This window comes from Vibrio sp. Vf1514, assembly GCF_052076135.1.
Lineage (GTDB): Bacteria > Pseudomonadota > Gammaproteobacteria > Enterobacterales > Vibrionaceae > Vibrio > Vibrio furnissii.
Genome location: NZ_CP197267.1, coordinates 1,887,064 through 1,911,583, shown reverse-complemented (window position 1 = coordinate 1,911,583; position 24,520 = coordinate 1,887,064). Strand labels below are relative to the sequence as shown.

General features: G+C 50.0%; 24 protein-coding genes, 1 riboswitch and 1 other annotated feature. Of the genes, 18 read left to right on the top strand and 6 right to left on the bottom strand.

The window, feature by feature from the left end:
- Positions 1-202: 202 nt before the first annotated feature.
- Genes bioB through bioD form a run of 4 tightly spaced genes read left to right on the top strand, consistent with a single transcriptional unit; the run spans position 203 to position 3,884 of the window.
- Positions 203-1,255: a biotin synthase BioB gene (gene bioB, locus ACS18Q_RS08810; protein WP_441256943.1), complete on the top strand. Its 1,053-nt coding sequence runs from the start codon at positions 203-205 to the stop codon at positions 1,253-1,255.
- Complete coding sequence (gene bioF / locus ACS18Q_RS08805; RefSeq protein ID WP_441256942.1) at positions 1,242-2,396, top strand: 8-amino-7-oxononanoate synthase; 1,155 nt, start codon at positions 1,242-1,244, stop codon at positions 2,394-2,396. The genes bioB and bioF overlap by 14 nt, the downstream gene beginning before the upstream one ends.
- Positions 2,389-3,192 (top strand): malonyl-ACP O-methyltransferase BioC, encoded by an 804-nt coding sequence (gene bioC, locus ACS18Q_RS08800; RefSeq protein WP_441256941.1) that lies wholly within the window; start codon positions 2,389-2,391, stop codon positions 3,190-3,192. The genes bioF and bioC overlap by 8 nt, the downstream gene beginning before the upstream one ends.
- Positions 3,189-3,884: a dethiobiotin synthase gene (gene bioD / locus ACS18Q_RS08795; RefSeq protein ID WP_004725346.1), complete on the top strand. Its 696-nt coding sequence runs from the start codon at positions 3,189-3,191 to the stop codon at positions 3,882-3,884. Before bioC ends, bioD begins: the two co-directional genes overlap by 4 nt.
- Positions 3,885-3,950: 66 nt before the next feature.
- Here bioD and ACS18Q_RS08790 read toward each other — a convergent pair whose 3' ends face one another.
- Positions 3,951-4,118, bottom strand: coding sequence for a hypothetical protein (locus tag ACS18Q_RS08790; protein WP_004725348.1), 168 nt, complete (start codon positions 4,116-4,118; stop codon positions 3,951-3,953).
- A gap of 270 nt (positions 4,119-4,388) precedes the next feature.
- On the opposite strand from ACS18Q_RS08790, the gene htpX reads away from it, so the two are divergent.
- The 9 genes from htpX (at position 4,389) to ACS18Q_RS08745 (ending at position 11,554) form a co-directional block, all read left to right on the top strand.
- Positions 4,389-5,252: a protease HtpX gene (htpX, locus tag ACS18Q_RS08785; protein ID WP_441256940.1), complete on the top strand. Its 864-nt coding sequence runs from the start codon at positions 4,389-4,391 to the stop codon at positions 5,250-5,252.
- Between the two features lie 256 nt (positions 5,253-5,508).
- Positions 5,509-5,928 carry a nuclear transport factor 2 family protein gene (locus ACS18Q_RS08780; protein WP_441256939.1) on the top strand — a complete coding sequence of 140 codons (420 nt, stop codon included), beginning with the start codon at positions 5,509-5,511 and terminating at the stop codon, positions 5,926-5,928.
- Positions 5,925-6,671, top strand: coding sequence for an SDR family oxidoreductase (locus ACS18Q_RS08775; protein ID WP_004725354.1), 747 nt, complete (start codon positions 5,925-5,927; stop codon positions 6,669-6,671). The genes ACS18Q_RS08780 and ACS18Q_RS08775 overlap by 4 nt, the downstream gene beginning before the upstream one ends.
- Positions 6,668-7,945: an NAD(P)/FAD-dependent oxidoreductase gene (locus tag ACS18Q_RS08770; RefSeq protein WP_441256938.1), complete on the top strand. Its 1,278-nt coding sequence runs from the start codon at positions 6,668-6,670 to the stop codon at positions 7,943-7,945. Before ACS18Q_RS08775 ends, ACS18Q_RS08770 begins: the two co-directional genes overlap by 4 nt.
- On the top strand, positions 7,942-8,757 hold the full coding sequence (locus tag ACS18Q_RS08765) for a DUF1365 domain-containing protein (RefSeq protein WP_441256937.1): 816 nt from the start codon (positions 7,942-7,944) through the stop codon (positions 8,755-8,757). The genes ACS18Q_RS08770 and ACS18Q_RS08765 overlap by 4 nt, the downstream gene beginning before the upstream one ends.
- The gene (locus tag ACS18Q_RS08760) at positions 8,751-9,995 is read left to right on the top strand and encodes an SAM-dependent methyltransferase (protein WP_206980340.1); all 1,245 of its coding nucleotides are present in this window, start codon (positions 8,751-8,753) and stop codon (positions 9,993-9,995) included. Before ACS18Q_RS08765 ends, ACS18Q_RS08760 begins: the two co-directional genes overlap by 7 nt.
- The gene (locus ACS18Q_RS08755) at positions 9,992-10,537 is read left to right on the top strand and encodes a DUF2878 domain-containing protein (protein WP_238825969.1); all 546 of its coding nucleotides are present in this window, start codon (positions 9,992-9,994) and stop codon (positions 10,535-10,537) included. The genes ACS18Q_RS08760 and ACS18Q_RS08755 overlap by 4 nt, the downstream gene beginning before the upstream one ends.
- A complete protein-coding gene (locus tag ACS18Q_RS08750) occupies positions 10,470-11,030 on the top strand; it encodes a chalcone isomerase family protein (protein WP_195723471.1) in 561 nt (186 codons plus the stop codon). Before ACS18Q_RS08755 ends, ACS18Q_RS08750 begins: the two co-directional genes overlap by 68 nt.
- Entirely contained in the window at positions 11,027-11,554 is a 528-nt protein-coding gene (locus tag ACS18Q_RS08745) for a DUF3833 domain-containing protein (protein WP_441256936.1), read from the top strand. Before ACS18Q_RS08750 ends, ACS18Q_RS08745 begins: the two co-directional genes overlap by 4 nt.
- Positions 11,555-11,690: 136 nt before the next feature.
- Here ACS18Q_RS08745 and purB read toward each other — a convergent pair whose 3' ends face one another.
- From purB to mnmA, 3 genes are all read right to left on the bottom strand, one after another.
- Positions 11,691-13,061, bottom strand: coding sequence for an adenylosuccinate lyase (gene purB / locus ACS18Q_RS08740; RefSeq protein WP_014204882.1), 1,371 nt, complete (start codon positions 13,059-13,061; stop codon positions 11,691-11,693).
- Positions 13,062-13,229: 168 nt separating this feature from the next.
- Positions 13,230-13,847, bottom strand: coding sequence for a high frequency lysogenization protein HflD (hflD, locus tag ACS18Q_RS08735; RefSeq protein ID WP_004725371.1), 618 nt, complete (start codon positions 13,845-13,847; stop codon positions 13,230-13,232).
- A 34-nt stretch (positions 13,848-13,881) separates the two neighbouring features.
- Positions 13,882-15,000: a tRNA 2-thiouridine(34) synthase MnmA gene (mnmA, locus tag ACS18Q_RS08730; protein WP_014204884.1), complete on the bottom strand. Its 1,119-nt coding sequence runs from the start codon at positions 14,998-15,000 to the stop codon at positions 13,882-13,884.
- A 384-nt stretch (positions 15,001-15,384) separates the two neighbouring features.
- On the opposite strand from mnmA, the gene ACS18Q_RS08725 reads away from it, so the two are divergent.
- Entirely contained in the window at positions 15,385-16,689 is a 1,305-nt protein-coding gene (locus tag ACS18Q_RS08725; protein ID WP_004725375.1) for an inosine/guanosine kinase, read from the top strand.
- A gap of 284 nt (positions 16,690-16,973) precedes the next feature.
- Here ACS18Q_RS08725 and ACS18Q_RS08720 read toward each other — a convergent pair whose 3' ends face one another.
- Positions 16,974-17,378 carry an H-NS family histone-like protein gene (locus ACS18Q_RS08720; protein WP_004725377.1) on the bottom strand — a complete coding sequence of 135 codons (405 nt, stop codon included), beginning with the start codon at positions 17,376-17,378 and terminating at the stop codon, positions 16,974-16,976.
- 410 nt (positions 17,379-17,788) lie between these two features.
- Positions 17,789-17,971, top strand: a riboswitch (Lysine riboswitch).
- 111 nt (positions 17,972-18,082) lie between these two features.
- Here ACS18Q_RS08720 and ACS18Q_RS08715 point away from each other — a divergent pair.
- Entirely contained in the window at positions 18,083-19,678 is a 1,596-nt protein-coding gene (locus ACS18Q_RS08715) for a Na+/H+ antiporter NhaC family protein (protein WP_038151011.1), read from the top strand.
- Between the two features lie 43 nt (positions 19,679-19,721).
- Here ACS18Q_RS08715 and ACS18Q_RS08710 read toward each other — a convergent pair whose 3' ends face one another.
- On the bottom strand, positions 19,722-20,663 hold the full coding sequence (locus tag ACS18Q_RS08710) for a sigma-54 interaction domain-containing protein (protein WP_441256935.1): 942 nt from the start codon (positions 20,661-20,663) through the stop codon (positions 19,722-19,724).
- 384 nt (positions 20,664-21,047) lie between these two features.
- Positions 21,048-21,185, top strand: a sequence feature (His leader region).
- A 54-nt stretch (positions 21,186-21,239) separates the two neighbouring features.
- Here ACS18Q_RS08710 and hisG point away from each other — a divergent pair.
- From hisG to hisC, 3 genes are read left to right on the top strand one after another with little or no spacing between them, the layout of a single operon-like run.
- Positions 21,240-22,136: an ATP phosphoribosyltransferase gene (gene hisG, locus ACS18Q_RS08705; protein ID WP_004725383.1), complete on the top strand. Its 897-nt coding sequence runs from the start codon at positions 21,240-21,242 to the stop codon at positions 22,134-22,136.
- 5 nt (positions 22,137-22,141) lie between these two features.
- Positions 22,142-23,434 carry a histidinol dehydrogenase gene (gene hisD, locus ACS18Q_RS08700; protein ID WP_441256934.1) on the top strand — a complete coding sequence of 431 codons (1,293 nt, stop codon included), beginning with the start codon at positions 22,142-22,144 and terminating at the stop codon, positions 23,432-23,434.
- Positions 23,435-23,439: 5 nt separating this feature from the next.
- Positions 23,440-24,480, top strand: coding sequence for a histidinol-phosphate transaminase (gene hisC, locus ACS18Q_RS08695; protein ID WP_004725387.1), 1,041 nt, complete (start codon positions 23,440-23,442; stop codon positions 24,478-24,480).
- Positions 24,481-24,520: the final 40 nt, after the last annotated feature.

Here is a 24,520-nt window from a genome sequence, read left to right as displayed (position 1 = left end):
CCGCGATAAAAATAAGATTAAAAAATAACCAAGTGTAAACTTGTGATCGTTCTTGTTGTTGACAGTCTACCGTGTGTCAGTAGACTAGCCAAGCATAATCCCCATGTCACAGGGCGTTGCGAGGCATCGGCGACCTTGGTTCGCTGGCCTGAAACGCTCGGTCACTTGGGCATAAAACTAATAACGCCAACAAGGATTACACGTGGAAATTCGTCATAACTGGACAGTGGCTGAAGTCAAAGCACTGCTTGAAAAACCGTTTATGGATCTGCTGTTCGACGCTCAACTCGTCCACCGTCAGCATCATCCGCACAACCATGTTCAGGTGAGCACATTACTCTCCATCAAAACCGGCGCGTGTCCGGAAGATTGCAAATACTGCCCGCAGAGCGCGCACTATCGTACCAACGTCGATAAAGAGCGTCTGATGGAAGTGGAACGCGTGCTGGATGCTGCGCAAAAAGCCAAAAGTTCAGGCTCAACCCGTTTCTGCATGGGCGCGGCGTGGAAAAACCCGAAAGCGCGCGACATGCCGCTGCTCAAAGAGATGATTTCCGGCGTAAAAGGCATGGGGCTGGAAACTTGTATGACGCTGGGCATGTTGACTTCTGATCAGGCGCAAGAGCTGGCGGATGCTGGCCTCGATTACTACAACCATAACCTGGATACCTCGCCGGAGTTTTACGGCAACATCATCACCACGCGGACGTATCAGGATCGTCTCGATACGCTGTCCCATGTGCGTGATGCGGGCATGAAAATCTGTTCGGGCGGCATCATCGGTATGGGCGAAAGCACCAATGACCGCGCTGGCTTGTTGGTCGAGCTGGCGAACCTGTCTGTGCATCCGGAAAGCGTGCCGATCAACATGCTGGTGAAAGTCAAAGGCACGCCGCTGGAACAAGTGGACGATGTCGAACCGTTTGATTTTGTGCGCCTGATTGCCGTTGCACGCATCATGATGCCGCAGTCGGCGGTGCGCCTGTCTGCGGGTCGTGAAAAGATGAATGAACAGATGCAAGCGCTGTGTTTTATGGCGGGTGCGAACTCTATTTTCTACGGTTGCAAACTGCTGACGACGCCAAACCCGGCGGAAGACAGCGACATGCTGCTGTTCAAAAAGCTGGGCATCAACAGCCAACAAGTGGCGCAAAAGCCTGACGAGATTACGGAAAACGAACTGCTGGACCGCGTGGTAGAACGTGTGGCCGCGCGTCCAACAGCGGATGATATGTTCTACGATGCCAGCCTTTAATTCGCGCATTCATCAAGCCCTTGCTGACCGCGAGCAGCAGGGGCTGCGTCGCTCGCTACAAGTGCTGGAGCGCAGCAATCAAACGCTGTTGGCGCAGCGCGGGCAACGATATATCAATTTTTCCAGTAACGACTACTTGGGGCTGGCGAGTGATACGGCCTTGGCTCACGCTTGGCAGCAAGGGCTCAGCCTGTATGGTTGCGGCAGCGGCGCGTCCCCCTTGGTGACCGGCTTTAGCGAGGCGCACCAAACTTTAGAGCGCACCTTGTGTGAATGGCTGGGTTTTGAACGCGCGGTGCTGTTTGGCTCTGGATTCAGTGCCAACCAAGCGCTGCTGTTTACCCTGCTGCAAAAAGGCGATTTGCTGCTACAAGATAAGCTCAATCACGCCTCGCTGATGGAAGCGGGCCTGTTGTCTTCGGCGCAGATGAAGCGCTTTCAGCATAATGACGTCGATCATTTAACCCGTTTGCTCGATGAGCAGGTCACCACATTGGTGGTGACCGAGGGCGTGTTCAGCATGGATGGCGATCAAGCGCCGCTGGCGGAGATTCAAGCCGCATTGGGCAGCAATGCTTGGCTTGCCGTTGATGATGCGCACGGTGTGGGCGTATTGGGTGAGCGCGGTGCGGGCAGTTGTCAGGCGGCCGGAATCAAGCCGCAGGTGCTGGTGGTGACGTTTGGCAAAGCGTTTGGTTTGTCAGGTGCAGCCATTTTGTGCGATGCCGCACTGGGGGATTACCTCACTCAGTTTGCTCGTCATCATGTCTATTCTACGGCGATGCCCCCGGCGCAGGCGCATGCGTTGACGCACGCTGCAGGTATGATTCAAAGCGAGGCATGGCGGCGAGACAAACTGGCCGAGTTGTCTGCGCTTTATCACGAATTGCTGTGCGATGTGCCGGGATTTGTCGCGACGCAAACGCCAATCAAACCGTTTGTGCTCGGTTCGGCGCAGCGTGCATTGCATGTCGCCAGCGCGATGCGTGAAGCGGGGTTATGGATGACGGCGATTCGTCCGCCCACGGTGCCAAGTGGCAGCGCGCGGCTGCGAATTACACTGACGGCTCATCACACACCGCAACAAGTTCAGCAGATGGCCGACACATTAAAGCAATGTGTGGAGGCATCTCATGAGTGAAATGGCGCAAGCCTTGAGCGCAGTCGTCAGTGACAAAGCCGCGATCGCCCAAGCCTTTGGCAAAGCGGCGCAGAGTTATGATCGTCACGCGGCATTTCAACGCGATGTTGCCCAGCGTCTGCTGGCGAAACTGCCGGACGATTTAAGCGGCTGGCACATTCTCGATTTGGGTTGCGGTACTGGATATTGCTCGCAGGAGCTGCAACACCGAGGCGCGCGAGTGACGTGCGCTGACCTGTCTCCGGCGATGTTAGCGCAAGCCAAACAGCGCTGCGGAAGCGACAACATGCGCTATGTCGAAGCGGATGCCGAGGCGCTGCCGTTTGCGGATGCAACGTTTGATTGCGTGTTTTCCAGCTTGGCATTGCAGTGGTGTGATGACCTCTCGTTACCACTAAAAGAGATGCGTCGTGTTTTAAAACCCAGTGCAAGTGCTTATTTTTCAACACTTCTTGATGGTTCTTTGTTTGAATTGCAGCGTGCATGGATGAAAATTGATGCACATCAACACGTCAACCGATTCATCACACTCAAACAGGTAAAAATTGCGTTAGCGCAAGCTCATTGTGGGAAACATCACATAGACTTACCCACGATAACAGTCTGGTATGACACGGCGTTCTCTTTAATGCGCGATCTCAAAGGGATTGGTGCGAATCATGTGAATGGTCGCTCGCAAGGGCTTACCAGCCGTCGAATACTCGCACAGGTTGAGCGGGAGTATCAGCTATTTCGCAACCATCAAGGTCTTCTGCCTGCAACGTATCAGGTTTGTTTAGGGGTTATACATCGATGATAGATGCTTTTTTTATTGCGGGTACGGATACCGATGTGGGCAAAACGGTCGCTTCAAAAGCGATCCTGCAAGCTTTAGCTGCCAAGGATGTGTCGACAATTGGTTACAAACCAGTTGCCGCGGGATGTGACAAAACCGAACACGGTTTTCGTAACTCGGATGCGCTGCACTTATTGCAAGCTGCAACCCAAAAAATGGATTATGAAGACATCAATCCATACGCGCTGGAGATGCCAGCGTCGCCGCACATTGCGGCGAAACATGAACATGTCACCATTGAATACAGTGTCCTGAGTGAAAAATTGGCGAAACTCAAAGCCAATGCAGACGTGGTGCTGGTTGAAGGTGCGGGCGGTTGGCGAGTCCCTGTGTCAGACGATGATTGTCTGTCAACATGGGTGAAACAAGAGCAACTGCCTGTGGTGTTAGTGGTGGGGATTAAACTTGGGTGCCTCAGCCATGCGCAACTGACCGTTGAAAGCATTCGTGCCGATGGGCTGAATGTTGTGGGCTGGGTGGCGAACCGCATTAACCCGGGAACCGAACATTACGCCGATATTATTGAAATGTTGGAAGCGCGTATTGGCGCGCCGAAGTTGGGTGAAATTCCGTATATGCCAAGCGCGAAACGTCGCGAACTGGGTAAATACATTGACGTGACCCCTTTGATTGGGGAAGTCGTTCCGGCTTAATTGATCTGTTTATTTCGAACCAAGCAAAAGGGCTGCATTTCTGCAGCCCTTTTTTCATTCTTGCGATTAGTTCTCTCGGCCAATACCCATCAGCGATTGCTGAGTATCTGCGATCTGTTTTTGAATCACTTGTTCCGAACTGATACCCAGTTGCTTCTTAGCTTCTTCTTCGGTCAAACCTAAGTGACAGCAAAGTAAATCAATCGCCATTTGGTAGCTATGCGCTTCAGCCATGATGGTTTCCTTTCATTGCACGTTGAATTCCTTCGACCCATGGAATGTAGATGCTTTAACGCGTCGCCTCAATAAGACCAAAGTCTAAAACGAGACTCATCGGATCTGTCGAATTTCAGGACATCAAAACAGACATTAAATGTTTCAATTTACCGCTTAACCTTGAATATTAAATCTAAGACACTATGTATTAGAAAACCTTCGAAGCCATAGACGGTCGCGTTTAAAGGCTTCGAGATAACAAAAAAAGATTCCGATCGGAGAAAGGTAATGAAGCGAGTATTTTTATTCCTGGCAACCAACTTAGCCGTTGTGCTGGTGTTGAGTGTTGTTTTGAATATTGTGTATGCCGTGACAGGGATGCAGCCGGGCAGTTTGTCTGGTCTGCTGGTGATGGCGGCGGTGTTCGGTTTCGGCGGTTCATTCATTTCGCTTCTGATGTCGAAAGGCATGGCACTGCGCTCTGTGGGTGGTGTGGTGATTGAAAATCCGCGCAATGAAATGGAACATTGGTTGCTGCAAACGTTGAGCCGTCAAGCGCAGCAAGCAGGCATTGGCATGCCCACAGTGGCGATTTATGACTCACCGGACATGAACGCGTTTGCGACAGGTGCGAAGCGCGATGATTCATTGGTTGCGGTGTCGACGGGTCTGCTACACAACATGACGCGTGATGAAGCGGAAGCTGTGCTGGCGCACGAAGTGAGCCACATTGCTAACGGTGACATGGTCACCATGACGTTGATGCAAGGCGTGGTGAACACGTTTGTTATCTTCCTGTCGCGTTTTATCGCCAACTTGGTGGCGTCTCGTGATTCTGAAGAGGGCGAAGGCAGCAACATGATGGTTTACTTTGGCGTGTCGATGGCGCTGGAACTGGTGTTTGGTTTCCTCGCCAGCTTTATCACCATGTGGTACAGCCGTCATCGTGAATTCCATGCCGATGCCGGTGCAGCGCAACTGGTTGGTAAGCACAAGATGATTGCAGCGTTAGAGCGATTGAAAATGAGCTACGAGCCACAACTAGAAGGTTCGATGATGGCATTCGGCATCAATGGTAAACGTACCATGACCGAGCTGCTGATGAGCCACCCACCGCTGGACAAACGCATCGCAGCCCTGCGTAACGCCTAATCCAACGTATGATGTTGCCGAACTGATCAGTCATCAGTTTCGTCGATAAATGAAAAGCCAGCCTTCGAGCTGGCTTTTTTTGTGCCGATCTCTCTTGCTTCCTCTCCTTCGATGTTGATCGATTTTCCCGTCACGCGCGTAAACCATTTTTACCAAAGTTGTACAAAAATAATTTTGTACAACTTTTCAAAGTGCACTATCTTATGATTAAAGTTGTACGAAAATATTTTTTGTACAATAACAATGAGGTCAACACATGGATGTACACACGGTTGCGCAGTTCTATTCCCAGCTCAACAAGCACAATCTTGAAACGCTGCAGGAGATCTATCATCCGAATATCGTGTTTGAAGACGCAGCCCATCGTATCGAAGGGTTTGCGTCTCTGGCTGACTACTTTGCCAACCTCTATCAAAATGTCGACCGATGCGATTTCACCATTCATGAACAGCATCAAAATCAGAGCAATGCCTTTCTGACCTGGACGATGCATCTGCAGCATCCCAAGCTCGGCAATGGCAAATTGGTCAACGTGCAAGGTGTCAGTCATCTACGCTTTCACGATGGCAAAGTGATTTATCATCGCGACTATTTTGATTTGGGCGAAATGTTGTACGAACAATTACCGCTCCTGGGCTGCGTGATTCGTTCAATTAAGCGGAGGCTCGGGCAATGAACGGCGTGCTTATCACCGGCGCAACCTCCGGCATTGGCCGCCAGTTGGCGCAAGATTACGCTCGGCTCGGTTGGCAGGTGATTGCCTGTGGCCGCAATGAAACCGTGTTGCGTGAATTGAGTTCGCTGTATGCGTCGATTACGCCACGGCAATTTGATTTGACGGACTTGCAGGCCACAGTGGCGTCACTCGAATCACTGCCTTTTACGCCGACATTGTGGATTTTGAATGCTGGTGATTGTGAGTACATCGATGACGGCAAGATGGATGCGACACTCATGGCGCGGGTGATGACAATTAACGTGGTGGGCATGGCCAACGCCATTGAGGCGATTCAACCGCACCTCGCTCACGGCCATCGGGTCGCGTTGGTCGGTTCGATTGCCAGCGAATTGGCGTTGCCGCGCGCTGAAGCATACGGCGCTTCGAAAGCTGCCGTGGCGTATTTGGCGCGTGCGTTGCGATTAGATTGGGCCAGCCGGGGCATTGCGGTGAGTTGCGTATTTCCTGGTTTTGTTGCGACGCCACTGACGCAAAAAAATACCTTTGAGATGCCGATGATTATTTCCGTTGAACGGGCATCTCGTTCGATTCGCCAAGGGCTAGCGCAGGGCAAGGCGAATCTCTACTTTCCGGCTCGTTTTACTGGGTTGATTCGGGTGTTGGGCATGTTGCCCTACGCTTGGCAACACCACATTGTCAGCCGGCTTTTTCGCACAAAGAACGAGAAGGAACACTCATGAAAATTGCGATTATCGGAACGGGGATTTCGGGCCTGACGTGTGGCCATTATTTACATCAACAGCATGACATCACGTTGTTTGAGGCCAACGATTATATTGGTGGACACACCGCGACGGTGGACGTGATGGTCGGCGGTAAATCGTATTCAGTCGATACGGGATTTATCGTGTACAACGACCGAACCTATCCCAACTTCATTCGCATGATGAACGAGATCGGCGTGAAAGGCATTCCGTCTCAAATGAGTTTTAGCGTTCGCAACGACGCCAATGGTTTGGAATATAACGGGCACACGGTGGCCACGTTGTTTGCGCAAAAAAGGAATTTATTGAAACCGAGTTTCTACCGCTTTATTCGCGAGATCCTGCGTTTCAATGCACTCGCCAAGGCGGAAGCCGACAACACGCAAGCCAGCGTACAAACCTTGGGGCAGTTTCTCGCTCACCATCAGTTTTCCGATTATTTTTGCCATAACTACATTTTGCCGATGGGCGCGGCGATTTGGTCGTCGTCTTTGGCAGACATGCGCGCGTTTCCGCTGATGTTTTTCCTACGCTTTTTCGTCAACCACGGTTTGCTAGATGTCACGGACAGGCCGCAATGGTACGTGATTGAAGGTGGTTCGCGGTCGTACATCGAACCATTGACGCAAGGGTATGCCGATCGAATTCGTCTCAACTCGCCAGTGAAACGCGTTACACGTTCGCTGTTTGGGGTCGATGTGGAAACGCCACATGGCATTGAAACATTTGATGAAGTCATTTTCGCCTGTCATAGCGACCAAGCGCTGGCCATGCTCGACGACCCAAGTCAGAGCGAAACGGCGGTGCTGTCGTCGATGGCTTATCAAGCCAACGAAGTCGTGCTACATACCGACACGCGCGTGTTGCCTAAACGTAAAGCGGCGTGGGCGTCGTGGAACTATTGGTTGAGCGGCCAAAGCGGTGAAGAGCTGAAGTTGCCGTCGTTGACTTACAACATGAATATTTTGCAGCACATCGACAGTGAGGAAACGTTTTGTGTGACGCTCAACAGTACGGAAAGCATCGACCCTGACAAGATTCTCCGTCGCTTTGTCTATCACCATCCGGTCTTTACTGAACAATCGATTCGCGCTCAGCAGCGCAAAGCGGAAATCAGCGGAGTGAATCACACTTGGTTTTGTGGCGCTTATTGGCACAACGGTTTCCATGAAGACGGTGTGAAAAGCGCGCTCGATGTGGTGACTCAGTTGCAGTCGAAAGCCGCTCGGGTCGACAAGGGCGTGGCATGATGGGCGCGCGCGCAAGGTTAGAAGGCAGTGCGCTGATGGTTGGGCGGGTTCGCCATCGCCGTTTTACGCCGGTGGCACATGCGCTCGACTATCCTTTGTTTATGCCGTGTATTGATTTGGACGACTGGCCTGCGTTGCAAACACGGGTGTGGGGCTTGGGTGAGCGCTGGTGGCATTGGGCGCGCTTTCGCCGAGGGGATTATCTCGGCACAGGTGATTTGAAAACCGCCGTGCAAGACAAAGTCTTTGAGCTGACCGGTGAGTCCATTCGCGGCCGCGTTCAAGCGGTGGTGCATCTGCGTTATCTCGGCCTCTATTTCAGTCCGGTCAATTTCTACTATCTTTATGATCAGCAAGGCGTTTGGCGCTACCTGCTTGCGGAGGTCAGCAACACGCCCTGGAATGAGCGACATTATTACGCCATTCCGGCAGAACGCGGTGATCAGGGATTGAACTGGACACACGACAAAGCCTTTCATGTGTCACCATTTAACCCGGTTGAGCAGGTGTATCAATGGAAGCTCAAACCGCTGACGGATGCGTTGATGGTGCATCTGGAGTGCCATCGCAATCAAAAGGAATTTGATGCCACGCTGGCGTTAAAAGCGCAGCCATTTACGTCACGAGGTCTGATCCGATTGTTGATCCGAACCCCGATCATGACGGTAAAAGTGTTGACTGGGATCTATTGGCATGCGCTGAAGTTGTGGGTGAAAGGCGCACCATTCTATTCGCATCCCAAGTCCTATGCGCATCCCAAGTCTCGCCAGCATGAGGCAGAGAACAATAACAAGGAGAACTCTCAATGCTAAATTCGTCTTCATTAGAGATGCCCAAATCACTCACGGCATTGCAGAAGGGTGCGCGTGCCATGGCCTTCAAATCATTGCAGCTTCTGCACATCGGGCACTTAACCATCGAAGAAGCTTACGACGACCAAGATAGCGTCATCGAACAGTTTGGTTTCGCCCATGAAGGGCAGCCTCAGGCGCACATTCGCATCACGCATCCGGGATTTTATGGCCGAGTGCTGAAAGGCGGCAGTATTGCCGCTGCTGAAGCGTACATGGATGGCTGGTGGGATAGCCCGAATTTGACTGCTGTGACGGAACTGATGGCGCGTAACTTGAGCGCGCTGGATCAGTTGGAAGCGCAAAGCAGCTGGATGACCCGAGCCATGAACAAAGTCGGGCATTGGCTCAAACGCAACTCCATCGTCCGTGCCAAGCAAAACATCGAAGCGCATTACGACTTAGGCAACGATCTGTACCAGACGTTTCTGGATGAACGCATGCTCTATTCAAGTGCTTTATATCTCAATACCAGTGATTCGTTGGAGCAGGCGCAGATTCAAAAGATGGACCGTTTGTGTCAGCAATTGCAGCTCACCGAACACGACCGTGTGATTGAAATAGGCACCGGGTGGGGCGCAATGGCGATCTATATGGCGCAGCACTATGGCTGCCATGTGACCACGACCACCATCTCTGAGGAGCAGTATGCGTATGCACAAGCCGAGGTGGCCCGTTTAGGGCTTGAAGCGCGTATTACGTTACTCAAACAGGATTATCGCCTGCTGGATGGCCAGTTTGATAAATTGGTGTCGATCGAAATGATTGAAGCGGTGGGGAAGGCGTATTTGCCATCCTACATTGCCAAGTGCCAATCCTTATTGAAACCGGGTGGCCTGATGGCGATTCAAGCGATCACCATCGCTGATCAGCGTTATGACTACTACAGCAACAACGTCGATTTCATTCAGAAATATATTTTCCCCGGCGGGTTCTTGCCCTCGATTACTGTGCTGACGCAGATGGCGACGCGACACACCGATTTTATTGTGCGCGATGTGTTTGATCTCGGGATGGATTACGCTAAAACGCTCGCTGATTGGCGCTTGCGTTTTGAAGCGGCCATCAACAGAGTTGAAGCGTTGGGGTACGATCAGCGCTTTGTCCGCATGTGGCGCTACTATTTGTGCTACTGCGAAGGTGGCTTCAACGCGCGTACCATCAGCACCATTCATATGACGTTGCAGCGAGGCCAATGATGCGTCGTTTCCTGCTGATTTCACTGTGGTTTGAGTTCATCTGGCTCCTGGCAGTGTTGGGGCAGGAGCGATTGGAGTGGGTGACGGTGGGCGTGGTCACTGCGACCTTGGCGTTGACTGCGTTGCGGCGACCCGTTGCCCTTGAACGCGTGATTCTGGTTGCCGCTTGCGGCATTGCGCTTGATTACGCGAATCTGCACGTTGGACTATTTTCCTTTACTTATCTGCACCTTCCGATTTGGTTGATGGGTTTGTGGTTCGCCTTTGCCTGGTTTGCCAGTTTTGCCGTTCCTGCAGTGAACCATTTGCCGCGATGGCTCGTACTCATCTGTACTGCATTGGGGGGCGCGCTAAGTTATTGGGCGGGTTATCGTTTTGGTGCAGTGCAATTTGGATTGTCTGTTTTTTGGTCAGTGTTGGCACTGTTCTTGGAATGGTTTTTGTTGTCTTTGTTACTGATGAAGGTATTTAGGAATGAAAACATCACTCGTAACCGCTCAACTTTACCTGATGGCCGTCCTTTGGGCCGCGACCGCGAATAGTGCAGAAGTTCACGCCAAGTCGTCGGCGCAATGGACGGATTGGCCCGTGGTCGGGCAGGCGACCTTGTCTTGGTTTTGGCTCGATATCTACGCCTCGCAACTGCGCACGCCCGATGGGCACTATCAGCAAGACAGCGATGTGACCCCGCATCCGGTGGCACTGGAAATCAGATATTTGCGCGACATCAGCCGTGAGCAATTGCTGGAAGCGACGCAAGATCAATGGCACAAGCTGGGGTATGACGCATCTCGCAGTGACGCATGGTTGGATGCATTGACTCGCATGATGCCGAATGTCAAAGCTGGTGAACGCTTGGTCTATGTGTCGGATGGCGTCACGGGGCAAATGTACTATTTCACGCAGCAGGGGAAGCAGCGTTTGCTCGGTACGGTTGCAGATGAAGCGATGAATGACGCGTTTTTGTCCATTTGGTTGTCGCCGAAAACCGAATATCCCAAATTACGGAATCAGTTAATAGGAATGAATCGATGAAATACACGTTGAAAACGTGGTTGCTGGCGACGGTGCTGCTGCTTGTGGGTTGTTCGGCAGAGCTAAAAGAGTATCAGGCGACTCAGCCAGCGTTTGATCTGTTTGGTTATTTTCATGGTGAAACCCGTGCTTGGGGCATGGTGCAAGATTACAGCAACAAACAGACTCGGCGTTTTCAGGTGGTGATTCAAGGCCAAGTCGCCGATGATACGTTGACGTTGGTTGAGGATTTTGTGTTTGATGATGGCGAGCAGAGTCAACGCGTCTGGACGATTACGCGAACCGCTGACGGCCATTATCAAGGCACGGCAGATGATGTGATTGGCATTGCGACCGGGCAAGAGATTGGCAATGCGCTGCAATGGCAATACGATTTTCTGCTCAAGACGGATGACAGCGAAGTGACGGTCAGCTTTGATGATTGGTTGTTCCGTCAAGATGACAAGCGTTTATTTAATGTCACCACCATTCGCAAATTTGGTCTGGAAGTGGGCAAAGTGACGCTGTTTTTTGAAAAAGATTAAATACGAGTTTTTGAAAAAGAGTAGACGCGAGTTTTTGGAAGAGAATCGATGTCAGCTGTGCGTTTAAGCTTTGTCGTAAACAAAAAAGGGAGCGGAGGCTCCCTTTTCAATTTTTAGCGCTTTCACCGCGAAGGCATTACAGCTGATCAGTCAGCTCAATGGCGTAACCGATGTAGCTTGCTGGCGTCATCTCTTTCAGACGAGCTTTCTCGTCTTCAGGCAGTTCCAGACCATCGATGAAGTGACGCATCGCTTCGCCGTCGACACGTTTACCACGAGTCAGCTCTTTCAGCTTCTCATAAGGTTTCTCAATGCCGTAACGACGCATCACTGTTTGTACTGGCTCAGCCAGAACTTCCCAGTTTTTGTCTAGCTCAGCCAGCAGGGCGTCGCGGTTCACTTCCAGCTTGCTGATACCTTTCATGGTTGAAGCATAAGCGATGATGGCATAGCCCACGCCCACACCCAAGTTACGCAGCACGGTTGAATCCGTCAGGTCACGTTGCCAGCGAGAGATCGGCAGTTTTTGCGCCAAGTGACCAAAGACTGCGTTTGCCAGGCCCAAGTTACCTTCTGAGTTTTCGAAGTCGATTGGGTTTACTTTGTGCGGCATGGTTGAAGAACCGATTTCGCCAGCAATGGTTTTTTGCTTGAAGTGGCCCAGTGCGATGTAACCCCAAACGTCACGGTCGAAGTCGATCAGAATGGTGTTAAAACGAGCCACGGCATCAAACAGCTCAGCGATGTAATCGTGCGGTTCGATCTGCGTGGTGTATGGGTTCCAAGTGACGCCCAGAGATTCGGTCACAAACTCTTCGCTGAATGTGTGCCAATCCACGGTTGGGTAGGCAGACAGGTGAGCGTTGTAGTTACCGACTGCGCCGTTGATTTTCGCCAGAATCTCAACGTTTTCGATTTGCTTGTACTGACGTTCCATGCGGTACGCCACGTTCGCCATCTCTTTACCCATGGTGGATGGTGACGCTGGCTGACCGTGAGTCCGTGACAGTAGTGGGATATCGCGGTATTCCACAGACAGTGCTTTGATCGCATCAATCAGGTTACGAATTTCTGGCAGAATTACGGTTTCGCGTGCTTCTTTTAGCATCAGCGCGTGAGAGGTGTTGTTGATGTCTTCAGACGTACACGCAAAGTGAATGAATTCGTTGACAGCGTGTAGTTCAGGAACGCCCGCAACTTTTTCTTTCAGGAAGTATTCAACCGCTTTCACGTCGTGGTTGGTGGTGCGTTCAATCTCTTTGATGCGCAGCGCATCTTCTTCACTGAAGTTGGCGGCGAGGTCGTCCAGGAACTGGTTTGCTTCTGCACTGAATGCTGGTACTTCCTTAATCGCATCGGTGGCTGCTAATTTTTGTAGCCAACGGATTTCAACGATAGAGCGGTACTTTAGTAGGCCAAACTCGCTAAAGATGCTGCGTAGTGCAATAGTTTTACTTCCGTAACGGCCGTCTACTGGTGAAACAGCAGTCAATGCTGACAGTTCCATGGTGTTCTCCTGAATTGAGTTTCTAAATTTCGTGTGCTTTATACCAATAACAGTGGCAATTGTCACGAATATTGCGCAAACGTTTGCGCTAACGTTGTTTGGGTCAAAGAATCAGAATTGGGCGCAAAAAAGTAGCTCGCGACGGATCGCGAGCTAACGAGGACTTGATTACAGTCTGGCTAACAGGATCTTCGCCTGTTCAATCATCTTTTTGCGACCAAAAATTAAGTGGCGTCGTTTGCCGCCAACCTGCCGCCACAGCACAGCGCAGCGAATACCCGACAGCAGCAGTGCACGCACTTTTTGCTGGTTGGTGGTTTGCTGCAGGACTGCGGGCGTGCCCGTTACCTGAATGCGTGGGCCGATTGGGCTAATCACATCGAGGTAAACACTGGCGAGGTTGCTGATCATCTGATCATCAAACAGGTCGAAATGTTCGACCTGGCGTTCAATCATTTGAATGCGATCGCCAAGCTGCGACATCGCGTCGCGACGGCCGGTGAGTTTACGTTCTAAAGCCATCAGGCTGATGATGTAGCGAGTCACTTCGCTGCCAGCCGGGGTACTGTCGATGCCATTGACCAAGCATTCGAGGCCCACTTTGAGGTTGGCCTCGCTGCCGAATACATTCAGCGTATTCGATGGATTTGTCGACAGAATTGCTTTTAGTGAAGTTTCAAACGCGTCTGAATCACAGTAACCGTTTTTCGCCACTTGCTGAACCAAAGCAACAGCTTGGCAGATCCCGGCGAAAGCGATGGTACGGTCATAGTTTGTGTTAGCCACGTATATACTCCTAAAATTGACGAGCTGAATCGACTTAAGAAAGTCGTTCTTCGATGATGCCGCCACCAAGACATACTTCGCCTTGATAGAATACGGCTGACTGACCTGGGGTCACCGCCACTTGTGGTTCGTCAAACATCACTTTGATGGTGTTCTCATCCACAGGCGTCACGGTGCATTGGATGTCCGTTTGGCGATAACGTGTTTTCACCGTGCAACGCATCGGTTCTGTCATTGGCAGGCGGTCAACCCAGTGCAACTGAGATGCGATCAGGCCATTGGATTTCAGCAATGGGTGATCGGCACCTTGCACGGCAATGAGCACGTTACGTTTCAGATCTTTCTCGGCCACGTACCACGGATCTTCCGAGCCGTCTTTCATCCCACCAATGTGCAGACCTTTACGTTGACCCAGCGTGTGATACATCAGACCCTGATGCTCACCAATGACTTTCCCTTCAGGTGTTTCGATTTTACCCGGTTGCGCTGGCAAATAGCGAGACAAGAAATCGGTAAATTTGCGCTCACCGATGAAACAAATCCCGGTCGAATCTTTTTTCTTCGCCGTGATAAGTCCTTGTTCTTCCGCAATTCGGCGGACTTCCGGTTTCTCAAGTTCACCCACAGGGAACAGGCTGCGAGCAACTTGCTCATGGCCCAGTGTATAAAGGAAGTAACTCTGATCTTTGTTGCCATCCAGACCACGTAGCATTTGCGGTTTTTCACCGTGTTCTGGGAACGTACGACGCACATAGTGACCCATGGCAATGTAGTCAGCATCGAGCACTTCATCAGCAAATTCGAGGAAGGCTTTGAACTTAATTTCTTTGTTACAAAGGATGTCTGGGTTTGGCGTACGACCGGCTTTGTATTCTGCGAGGAAATACTCGAACACGTTGTCCCAGTATTCTGCGGCAAAGTTGATGGTATGCAGATGGATACCCAGTTTGTCACAGACTGCCTGAGCATCGGCCAGATCTTCCGCCGCGGTGCAGTATTCTTCGTTGTCATCTTCTTCCCAGTTCTTCATGAACAGGCCTTCGACCTGATACCCCTGTTGCTGAAGAAGATAAGCTGAAACGGATGAATCAACGCCACCTGACATACCGACTATGACTTTCTTTTGGCTGTTTGCGTTGCGGTTCTCTGACATGACTAAACACCACTTGATTAACTAGGAGGCAGATTCTAACAGAAAGATTTTTTTGAGGACAGATCCGCGACCGCAATCACACTTCCTTGCCGTGTTATTTGCTGGAGTTTACGTCAGCGGTGAAATAATCGACAACCGTTTAGCAGAAATTACCGAAACAGGTGAGGGGGGATGCTGAACCTTGAAATGATGCGATGTTGTACCGGCGAAAACTGGAAGGCAAATGAGGTTATATTAATAACGATGCATGATGTAATCGTTCTTATTTATCACGCTGATAAAAATATCCGCTTTGCAATCGTTTGCTATAATTGTGTGAGTTGCCGCCGTATAGGGTGCAAGGTAGAATCCCGCATCCTTTCATTCCAAGCCCAAATTGACGTTATGAAATTTCCTGGCCAACGCAAATCAAAGCACTATTTTCCTGTACACGCGCGTGACCCTCTTGTGATTCAAGCACAAGAAAGCAAAAAGATGTCGCGCACTCATATTATTGGTATCGACCAAACTTTGGTGGATATTGAAGCGAAAGTCGATACCGACTTGATTGAGCGTTATGGTTTGAGTAAAGGACATTCGCTGGTCATTAATGATGACGCCGCGGAAGCGTTATACAACGAATTAAAGTCTGAAAAACTGATCACCAATGAATATGCCGGTGGCACCATCGGAAACACGCTGCACAACTATTCGGTTCTGGCAGATGACCGTTCGACCTTATTAGGGGTGATGAGTCAGGACATTAAAATCGGCAGCTACGGTTACCGTTATCTGTGTAATACCTCCAGCCGTATGGATCTGAATTATCTGCAAGGTGTGGACGGCGCCATTGGCCGCTGTTTTGCATTGATCACTGAAGATGGCGAACGGACATTTGCGATTAGCGAAGGTCAGATGAACCAGCTAAGCCCGGAAAATATTCCTGAGAAGATTTTCCAAAGTGCTTCGGCTTTGGTGATCACCGCTTATTTAGTGCGCTGCAAAGCTGGCGACCCAATGCCGGATGCCACCATGCGCGCGATCGAATTTGCCAAGAAATACGATGTGCCTGTGGTGCTGACTTTAGGCACCAAGTTCGTGATTCAAGACGATCCAACCTTCTGGCAGGAATTCCTGCGTGACCATGTCACGGTTGTCGCAATGAACGAAGATGAAGCGGAAGCGTTAACCGGCGAGCGCGACCCACTGGCGGCTTCGAACAAAGCGTTGGATTGGGTGGACTTGGTGCTGTGTACTGCAGGTCCTGTGGGGCTGTTCATGGCCGGGTATACTGAAGATACCGTGAAACGTGAAACCTCTCTGCCGCTGCTACCGGGCTCGATTCCAGAATTCAACCGTTTTGAATTTAGCCGTCCGGCGAGCAAAGCGAGCTGCATCAACCCCGTGCGTGTATATTCTCATATTGCGCCTTATATGGGTGGCCCTGAGAAGATTAAAAATACTAATGGTGCGGGCGATGCGGCTTTGTCGGCACTGTTGCACGATATGGCAGCGAATAAATACCACAAAGAAAACGTACCGAATTCCAGTAAACACCAGCACGAGTTTCTAACTTATTCTTCATTTTCTCAGGTTTGTAAATATTCAAACCGCGTGAGTTATGAGGTATTGGTTCAACATTCACCACGTTTGTCGCGTGGTTTGCCTGAGCGGGAAGACAGCTTGGAAGAAGCCTACTGGGAACGCTAATCAGTTGTTATTTAAAAACGTCACTCCAAAGGGTGGCGTTTTTTTATCGGCCAATGATTGGTAATAATTAGCGTATGCTATGCGTTGAAATTTGTTGATGTAGAAATTTACATATAGAAAATGTAGAAATGTGTCAGAATAATGCAACATGTAAGTCAGTATACACAATGAGATGATCATCAATTGGGAGTATATCGATTTGCTACAACATCCACGGTTATTTATTTCTGCGATTAATAAAAAAGGCTCCTTTCGGAGCCTTTCTTTCATTTGCTTAACATGCGTTATAGCGCGAACTCTTCAAGAGATTTGCCTTCATCCAGTGCTTTCTGGATAACAGAAGGTGTACGACCTTGACCAGTCCAAGTTTTCTCTACACCGTTGTCCATGTATTTGTATTTCGCAGGACGAGGCGCGCGTTTGCCTTTTACTTTTGTTTTTGTTTCGCCAGCAAGGGCAGTAATCAGTGCATCAACGTCAATGCCGTCTTTTGCAATTTGTTCCGCGATCGCTGCTAATTTAGCTTCTTGCGCTTCGCGTTCTGCGCGCTCTTCTTCTTCAGATTCTTTACGTTCTTGAACAACGATTGTTAATTTATCCAGAGCTTCTTCTAGCTGCTCCAGAGTCAATTCGCGAGCATAAGCACGTAGGCTGCGAATATTCAACAGAGTTTTCGTAACTTCCGACATTACCGTTTCCTATAAAATAGAATAATTAACAGTTCAATACTAAACCCAGTAATTTATTCTGGCAACATTGAAAGTGAAATAATATTGAAAATATTCAATATAAGCGAATTAAATGACATTGGTTATTATTGTGTGACGAATTCATCCATAAGTTAATTATGGTTTTATTGGTCGTTTGGTTAAATTGATGCATGTTTGGTGTGTCTTTATATATGGTGTTCGTGATATTTATTGCATAGTTATATGAAATGAGTATCAATGCCTACCTCTTCAGTGTGACCTTGTGTCGGCGAATTAAAGTAACAGGATATGTTGCATTGACAATCTCGATAAGTACAATAGCTCGCACCTAATGCGAAGTACGACGTGGGCATCAGCTGATTGCAGTCAGCCGTAGCGTATTGTCCTACTTTCGATGTAGAGGCGCGGTATCGAATAGTATTCATGGTTGGGGTGATGCCAATGAACCATGAAGAAAGGCTATATCGCCGAAGTCAGTTTGCACATCAAAGCGGCTGGCTGGGGTTGTTCGCGAATAGCGCCAACACTGCCATAGTCTATATTTTGTTAAACTATGGAGCGCTACTGTAGGGTTGGGTGAAGTGTTCGCTTCCCTTTCGCTTAGTTCAACATAAATTGCGTACTGCGTTGCGTGGTTTGTCTGCAGTAGATCTCTAGCCATTTATTACTGGTTTTTGAAGATCATGAATTTAATTGATTTTGCTTCCTCTCCTTTGTCTATCTTGCCGCCGTTGGTGGCTCTTAGCCTAGCGATTATTACCCGCAAAGTATTGGTATCCTTGGGTGTCGGTATTTTACTTGGTGCATTACTTCTTGCCGATTACTCTGTGGGTGGCGCATTAAGCTACGTCGGCACCAAAGTGTCGAATGTCTTTATTGAAGACGGTGGTCTGAACACGTGGAACATGAGTATCGTTGGCTTCCTGTTGCTCTTGGGCATGATGACCGCGCTGCTGACGCTATCGGGCGGTACGCGTGCTTTTGCTGAATGGGCGCAAGTTCGCGTGAAGAGCAAACGTGGCTCGAAGCTGCTGGCTGCTTTCCTTGGCGTATTCATCTTTGTTGACGATTACTTTAACAGTCTCGCCGTGGGTTCGATTGCCCGTCCTGTGACGGACCGTTTCTATGTCTCCCGTGCGAAACTGGCTTACATTCTGGATTCAACGGCTGCGCCAATGTGCGTGGTGATGCCAGCGTCTAGCTGGGGTGCCTACATTATGACCATTATCGGTGGCATTTTGGTGTCACACGGTATTACGGATTACTCACCACTGGGCGCGTACCTGCGTTTGGTTCCGATGAACTTCTACGCTATTTTCGCTTTGTTGATGGTGTTTGCGGTTGTGTGGTTCCAAATGGACATTGGTCCAATGCGTCAACATGAAATCAACGCGTCTCAAGGCCGTGGCTTTGATGGCGACAACGATTCAGAAGTGGCTCACGATCTCAATGAAGAGTTGGATATTCGCGAAAGCGAGCACGGCAAAGTGTCGGACTTGATCCTGCCGATCGTCTTGTTGATTGTCGCAACCATTGGCGCGATGCTCTACACCGGTGGTCAATCGCTGGCTGATGACGGCATTGCGTTTAACCTGCTGGGTGCATTTGAAAATACCGACGTGGGTACATCCCTGATTTACGGTGGTCTGGTTGGCTTGGCGGTGGCGCTTTATACCGTACTGAAACAACGCATTGCGATGACAGAAATTGCAAAAACATTGTGGGTTGGCGCAAAATCCATGTTTGGCGCGATTCTGATTCTGGTCTTTGCGTGGACGATCGGTGCCGTGATTGGTGACATGAAAACGGGCGCATACCTTTCGTCGTTGGTGCAGGGCAGTATTAACCCGCACTGGTTACCTGTCATCCTCTTTGCACTGTCAGGGATTATGGCGTTCTCAACCGGTACCTCTTGGGGCACCTTCGGCATCATGCTGCCAATCGCCGGTGACATGGCCGGTGCAACCGATATCGCGCTGATGTTACCCATGCTGAGTGCTGTACTGGCGGGTTCTGTATTTGGCGACCACTGTTCACCTATCTCAGACACAACGATCCTGTCTTCTACTGGTGCGCGTTGTTGCCACATTGATCACGTATCGACACAGCTGCCATACTCTTTGGCGGTTGCGGGCGTATCCGCGATAGGTTTCGTGGTCCTAGGCATGACGGACTCTTTGGCGCTGTCATTTGCAGCGGCTACGGCAGCCTTTATTGCGGTATGTTTTGCTTTCATCAGCTTATCAAAAGCGAAGATGTCAAAGTGCGAAACTGCTTAACGCCTTGATTGATTGACAAAGCTCCGCTTCGGCGGGGCTTTTTTTATTTCTGCAAATCGTACTTTTTGAGCAATCGATATAAAGTGGTACGGGAAATACCCAAATAACGGGCTGCCGCACTCATGTTATGTTTATGCTCGCCAATCACCTGCAACAAATAATCTGAATCGATGGTGTCAAAGGCGGGAAGCATTTGCCGATCCGCCAGATCCAACCCGAGGTCGGCAATGGCTATATTTTTGTCGCCACACATAATGATGGCTCGCTGAATCACGTTACGCAGTTCACGTACGTTACCGGGCCATGAGTGGCGACTGAGATAATCCAACACCGGTTTGGTTAAGTGCTTCCTTTTACCGTCACTCAACACGTTGAGAAAGTAGTGAGCATACCCCGGAATATCGGCTTTGCGTTCGCGAAGTGGGGAAATAAATAGCGGTAAGATATTGAGGCGATAATACAAATCTTCCCGAAATCCGCCCTGAATAATGTCTTGTTTTAAGTCGACGTGGCTGGCTGCAATAATTCGGCAGTTGACGCTGACGCTGCTGTCGGAGCCCAAACGCTGCATCTTTTTCGATTCGAGAAAGTGCAACAGATGAATTTGCAGGTCGGTGGGCATATCACCAATTTCGTCGAGAAACAGCGTCCCCTGATTCGAGCGCTGAATATAACCAACGTGATCGGTGATTGCACCCGTGAAGGCGCCTTTTTGGTGGCCGAATAATTCCGAGGCAATCAGGCCGCTGGCAATCGAGCCACAGTTGACTTCAATAAAGGGGGATTCTCGTCGTGAGGAGAGCTGATGAATCAGTTTGGCGCATAGCCCTTTGCCGACCCCGGTTTCTCCTTGAATGAGTACTTCAGCGTCGCTGCTTGCGTATTTGACTATCTTGTGACGGACGTCGGCCATGCTGGAACTTTCGCCAATTAACTCCAGCGTGTGGATGGCCGAGGTGTCAACAGAATCGGCTTGAGGGTTCACAAGGTATACCAAGACAACAGAATGACTCTTTAACCGTAGCGGTTCACAAACCCGTTGGGGGAATTGAGTTGTCTTATTTTTAAGAACGTCATGCGGATGGCGCATTTTTATGTGAAATTCATCACTGTGCATGTTGGTTTTTTAGCGTTCGCCGCGGATATCAACACGATGTATGAGGGGAGATCAGCAGGCAAAACAGAGGCCGGATTGGTGCGCTGAGTCATGATTGTGAATGCCCGAATACACGGGCGTTGGGCCACGAAAACAAAAGGTGAAAAAAAATTAAATTAGCGGTTGCAAATTTTCGTCAGCTTCGTTAGTGTTGAAAGCAATCCAGTTAACCAACGAAAAGTTGTTAAGTATGCGTAATTTTGTCATGAACATTCATCATCACCATCATCCCTAAGTTGTCTTTCGGGAGATGTACGCATACCCGGGAGGCAGGACTCTCCCGGTGGTTACATGAAAAGTATTTTAAGATTTCAGACCCTCGGGAGACCAATCTCTCGAGGGTTTTTTACTATTTGGTTTTCATAAATCTGAAATAAATTCAATAATTTGCAAAGGAAGAATGTAATGCAGACACAACGCCTAAGAATCGCAGTTCAAAAGAAAGGTCGCCTGAGTAAAGAGTGTCAGGAGCTTTTGAAAAAATGTGGTGTGAAATTCAATATCATGGGTGAACGATTGGTGGTTCATTCACTAAATATGCCAATTGATCTGTTGCTGGTTCGTGATGATGACATTCCAGGTTTGATCATGGATGGCGTTGTTGATCTAGGTTTTGTCGGCGAGAACGTGTTGGAAGAAGCACGTCTTGACCGTGTGGCGCTGAATCAAGCCAGTGAGTTTGTGTCGCTGCGTCGTATGGACTTTGGCGGCTGCCGTCTCTCCATCGCGATCGATAAAGAAGAACGTTACAACGGCCCTCAAGATTTGCGCGGTAAGCGTATCGCAACCACGTATCCCCAACTGCTAAAAGCCTACATGGACGAACAAGGCATTGATTTCACCACCTGTATGCTCACCGGTTCAGTAGAAGTGGCGCCGCGCGCGGGCTTGGCGGATGCGATTGCTGACTTGGTTTCTACCGGCGCAACGCTGGAAGCCAATGGCCTGAAAGAAGTTGAAGTGATTTATCAATCAAAAGCGGTTTTGATTCAACGCGGCGGCGATTTTGCAGCGGATAAAGTGGCCCTGATTGGCAAACTGCTGGCACGTATGCAAGGTGTCCAACAAGCAAAAGAATCTAAATATATCATGCTGCACGCACCAGTGGATAAATTGGCACAAGTGAAATCACTGCTGCCGGGTGCTGAAGACCCAACGGTTCTGCCGCTTTCTGCGGATAAGACCAAAGTGGCCGTGCACATGGTGAGCTCAGAAAACTTGTTCTGGGAAACCATGGAACAACTGAAAGCATTGGGCGCGAGTTCTATTCTTGTTCTACCGATCGAAAAGATTATGGAGTAATCGCCATGAGAACTGTTGTTTGGCAATCATTGAGTGAGACACAGCAGGACTCCATTCTGGAGCGTCCAGCGATTGCAGAGGGTGCCAATATTACTGCGGCGGTCTCGGAAGTGATTGCGAAAGTCCGCGCTGAAGGCGATGCCGCGTTATTGGCATTAACGGCGAAGTTTGACCGCGTGACGCCAGAATCGATTCGTGTCACTCCAGACGAAATTGATGCGGCGTCTGCACGGCTGAGCGACGAGATGAAGCAAGCGTTAGAGCAGGCTTACACCAATATCGCAAAATTCCACAAGGCGCAGAAACCGCAGCCGATCAAAGTTGAAACGATGCCGGGTGTGGTGTGTGAGCAAGTCACGCGCGCGATCAATAAAGTGGGGCTTTATATTCCCGGTGGCAGTGCGCCACTGCCATCGACGGTGTTGATGTTGGGTGTTCCTGCGCAAATTGCAGGCTGTCGCCAAGTGGTGTTGTGCTCGCCGCCGCCGATTGCGGATGAAATTCTGTATGTGGCGAAGCTGTGTAAGATTGATGAAGTGTATAACGTTGGCGGTGGTCAGGCGATTGCGGCCATGGCTTACGGCACCGAAACCGTGGCCAAAGTGGATAAAATTTTCGGCCCGGGTAACGCTTACGTCACCGAGGCTAAACGTCAGGTGAGTAACGACTTCCGTGGCGCAGCGATTGATATGCCAGCTGGTCCGTCAGAAGTGCTGGTCATTGCTGACGACACTGCGGACCCAGATTTTATTGCCGCAGATTTGCTCAGCCAAGCAGAGCACGGCCCGGATTCTCAAGTGGTGTTAGTGACACCATCACCGGTGATTGCAGACCAAGTCACCGACGCAGTGCAAAAACAGCTGAAAGCGCTATCACGTTCCGGTATCGCTGAGAAAGCGCTAGCATCAAGCTTAATCATCATTGCTGAGTCGTTAACGCAGGCTGTCGCGATTTCGAATTATTACGGGCCTGAGCACCTGATTGTGCAAACCAAAAATCCACGTGAATTAGTGCCACTGCTCGATAATGCAGGATCCATCTTTTTGGGCGACTGGTCGCCAGAATCGGTGGGGGATTACGCGTCCGGCACCAACCACGTGCTGCCGACGTATGGGTACACCCGTACCTATTCCAGCTTAGGATTAGCAGATTTTAGCAAGCGAATGACGGTGCAAGAGCTGAGCGCAGAAGGGCTACAAACCTTGGCGCCAACCGTTGTGGCAATGGCGAACGCCGAAGGTCTGGATGCGCACAAACGTGCGGTGACCATTCGGGTTGAAAAGTTACAGAAGGCTTAATCATCATGGAAAAACTCGCACGTAAACAAGTTCAAGGACTGACGCCTTATCTGTCTGCCCGCCGTATCGGTGGCAGTGGTGATGTGTGGTTGAATGCCAATGAATCACCGTTTGATAATGAATACAAAACGGACTTTACTCGCCTAAATCGTTACAGCGATTGCCAGCCCAAAGCGCTGATTCAAGCGTATGCTAGCTATGCCGGTGTGCAACCGGAGCAAGTGTTGACTTCACGTGGTGCGGACGAAGGGATTGAACTCTTAATTCGCGCCTTCTGTGAGCCAAATGAAGACGCGATTCTGTTCTGCCCGCCGACGTATGGCATGTACGCCATCAGTGCGGAAACCTTTGGGGTCGAACGCAAAAAAGTGCCACTCACCCAAGATTGGCAATTGGATCTACCAAGCATCGAAGCCAATCTCGACAACGTAAAGCTGGTGTTTGTGTGCAGCCCAAACAACCCCACCGGAAATCTGGTGAAACGCGAAGATATCATCGCGTTATTGGAGATGACCAAAGACCGCGCCATTGTGGTGATGGATGAAGCGTACATCGACTTCTGCCCAGAGGCGTCCACCGTTGACTTACTGGCAAAATATTCGAACTTGGCGATTTTGCGCACACTGTCGAAAGCGTTTGCGCTGGCAGGATTACGCTGTGGTTTCACGCTGGCAAACGACGATCTCATCAACGTTTTGCTGAAAGTGATTGCCCCTTATCCCGTGCCGGTGCCGGTGGCAGACATTGCGGTACAAGCGTTGTCTGAAGCCGGTTTGGCGCGAGCGAAATTCCAAGTGTTGGATCTCAATGCCAACCGCGCCTATCTGCAAGTCGGTTTGCAGATGATTGAAGGGCTGCAAGTGTTTGAAGGTTGGGGCAACTACTTACTGGTGAAATTCCCTGATGGCGATGCGTTGTTCAAAGCGGCGTGGGAACACGGCATTATTTTGCGTAATTCACCGATTGAAAACTGCGTACGAGTTTCTGTGGGCAACCGCGAAGAGTGCGAGAAAACCGTCGCGTTTATTCGTAACTATTACCAGTAATTACTGTGATGACAGGCAGCGCGAGCCGCTGCCTTAAGAA

What these genes read in the sequence shown, in the direction of transcription:
- bioF (WP_441256942.1), top strand. Translation starts at nt 1,242, where the DNA reads ATGCCAGCCTTTAATTCGCGCATTCATCAAGCCCTTGCTGACCGCGAG.
- bioC (WP_441256941.1), top strand. Translation starts at nt 2,389, where the DNA reads ATGAGTGAAATGGCGCAAGCCTTGAGCGCAGTCGTCAGTGACAAAGCC.
- bioD (WP_004725346.1), top strand. Translation starts at nt 3,189, where the DNA reads ATGATAGATGCTTTTTTTATTGCGGGTACGGATACCGATGTGGGCAAA.
- ACS18Q_RS08790 (WP_004725348.1), bottom strand. Translation starts at nt 4,118, where the DNA reads ATGGCTGAAGCGCATAGCTACCAAATGGCGATTGATTTACTTTGCTGT.
- htpX (WP_441256940.1), top strand. Translation starts at nt 4,389, where the DNA reads ATGAAGCGAGTATTTTTATTCCTGGCAACCAACTTAGCCGTTGTGCTG.
- ACS18Q_RS08780 (WP_441256939.1), top strand. Translation starts at nt 5,509, where the DNA reads ATGGATGTACACACGGTTGCGCAGTTCTATTCCCAGCTCAACAAGCAC.
- ACS18Q_RS08775 (WP_004725354.1), top strand. Translation starts at nt 5,925, where the DNA reads ATGAACGGCGTGCTTATCACCGGCGCAACCTCCGGCATTGGCCGCCAG.
- ACS18Q_RS08770 (WP_441256938.1), top strand. Translation starts at nt 6,668, where the DNA reads ATGAAAATTGCGATTATCGGAACGGGGATTTCGGGCCTGACGTGTGGC.
- ACS18Q_RS08765 (WP_441256937.1), top strand. Translation starts at nt 7,942, where the DNA reads ATGATGGGCGCGCGCGCAAGGTTAGAAGGCAGTGCGCTGATGGTTGGG.
- ACS18Q_RS08760 (WP_206980340.1), top strand. Translation starts at nt 8,751, where the DNA reads ATGCTAAATTCGTCTTCATTAGAGATGCCCAAATCACTCACGGCATTG.
- ACS18Q_RS08755 (WP_238825969.1), top strand. Translation starts at nt 9,992, where the DNA reads ATGATGCGTCGTTTCCTGCTGATTTCACTGTGGTTTGAGTTCATCTGG.
- ACS18Q_RS08750 (WP_195723471.1), top strand. Translation starts at nt 10,470, where the DNA reads ATGAAAACATCACTCGTAACCGCTCAACTTTACCTGATGGCCGTCCTT.
- ACS18Q_RS08745 (WP_441256936.1), top strand. Translation starts at nt 11,027, where the DNA reads ATGAAATACACGTTGAAAACGTGGTTGCTGGCGACGGTGCTGCTGCTT.
- purB (WP_014204882.1), bottom strand. Translation starts at nt 13,061, where the DNA reads ATGGAACTGTCAGCATTGACTGCTGTTTCACCAGTAGACGGCCGTTAC.
- mnmA (WP_014204884.1), bottom strand. Translation starts at nt 15,000, where the DNA reads ATGTCAGAGAACCGCAACGCAAACAGCCAAAAGAAAGTCATAGTCGGT.
- ACS18Q_RS08725 (WP_004725375.1), top strand. Translation starts at nt 15,385, where the DNA reads ATGAAATTTCCTGGCCAACGCAAATCAAAGCACTATTTTCCTGTACAC.
- ACS18Q_RS08720 (WP_004725377.1), bottom strand. Translation starts at nt 17,378, where the DNA reads ATGTCGGAAGTTACGAAAACTCTGTTGAATATTCGCAGCCTACGTGCT.
- ACS18Q_RS08715 (WP_038151011.1), top strand. Translation starts at nt 18,083, where the DNA reads ATGAATTTAATTGATTTTGCTTCCTCTCCTTTGTCTATCTTGCCGCCG.
- hisG (WP_004725383.1), top strand. Translation starts at nt 21,240, where the DNA reads ATGCAGACACAACGCCTAAGAATCGCAGTTCAAAAGAAAGGTCGCCTG.
- hisD (WP_441256934.1), top strand. Translation starts at nt 22,142, where the DNA reads ATGAGAACTGTTGTTTGGCAATCATTGAGTGAGACACAGCAGGACTCC.
- hisC (WP_004725387.1), top strand. Translation starts at nt 23,440, where the DNA reads ATGGAAAAACTCGCACGTAAACAAGTTCAAGGACTGACGCCTTATCTG.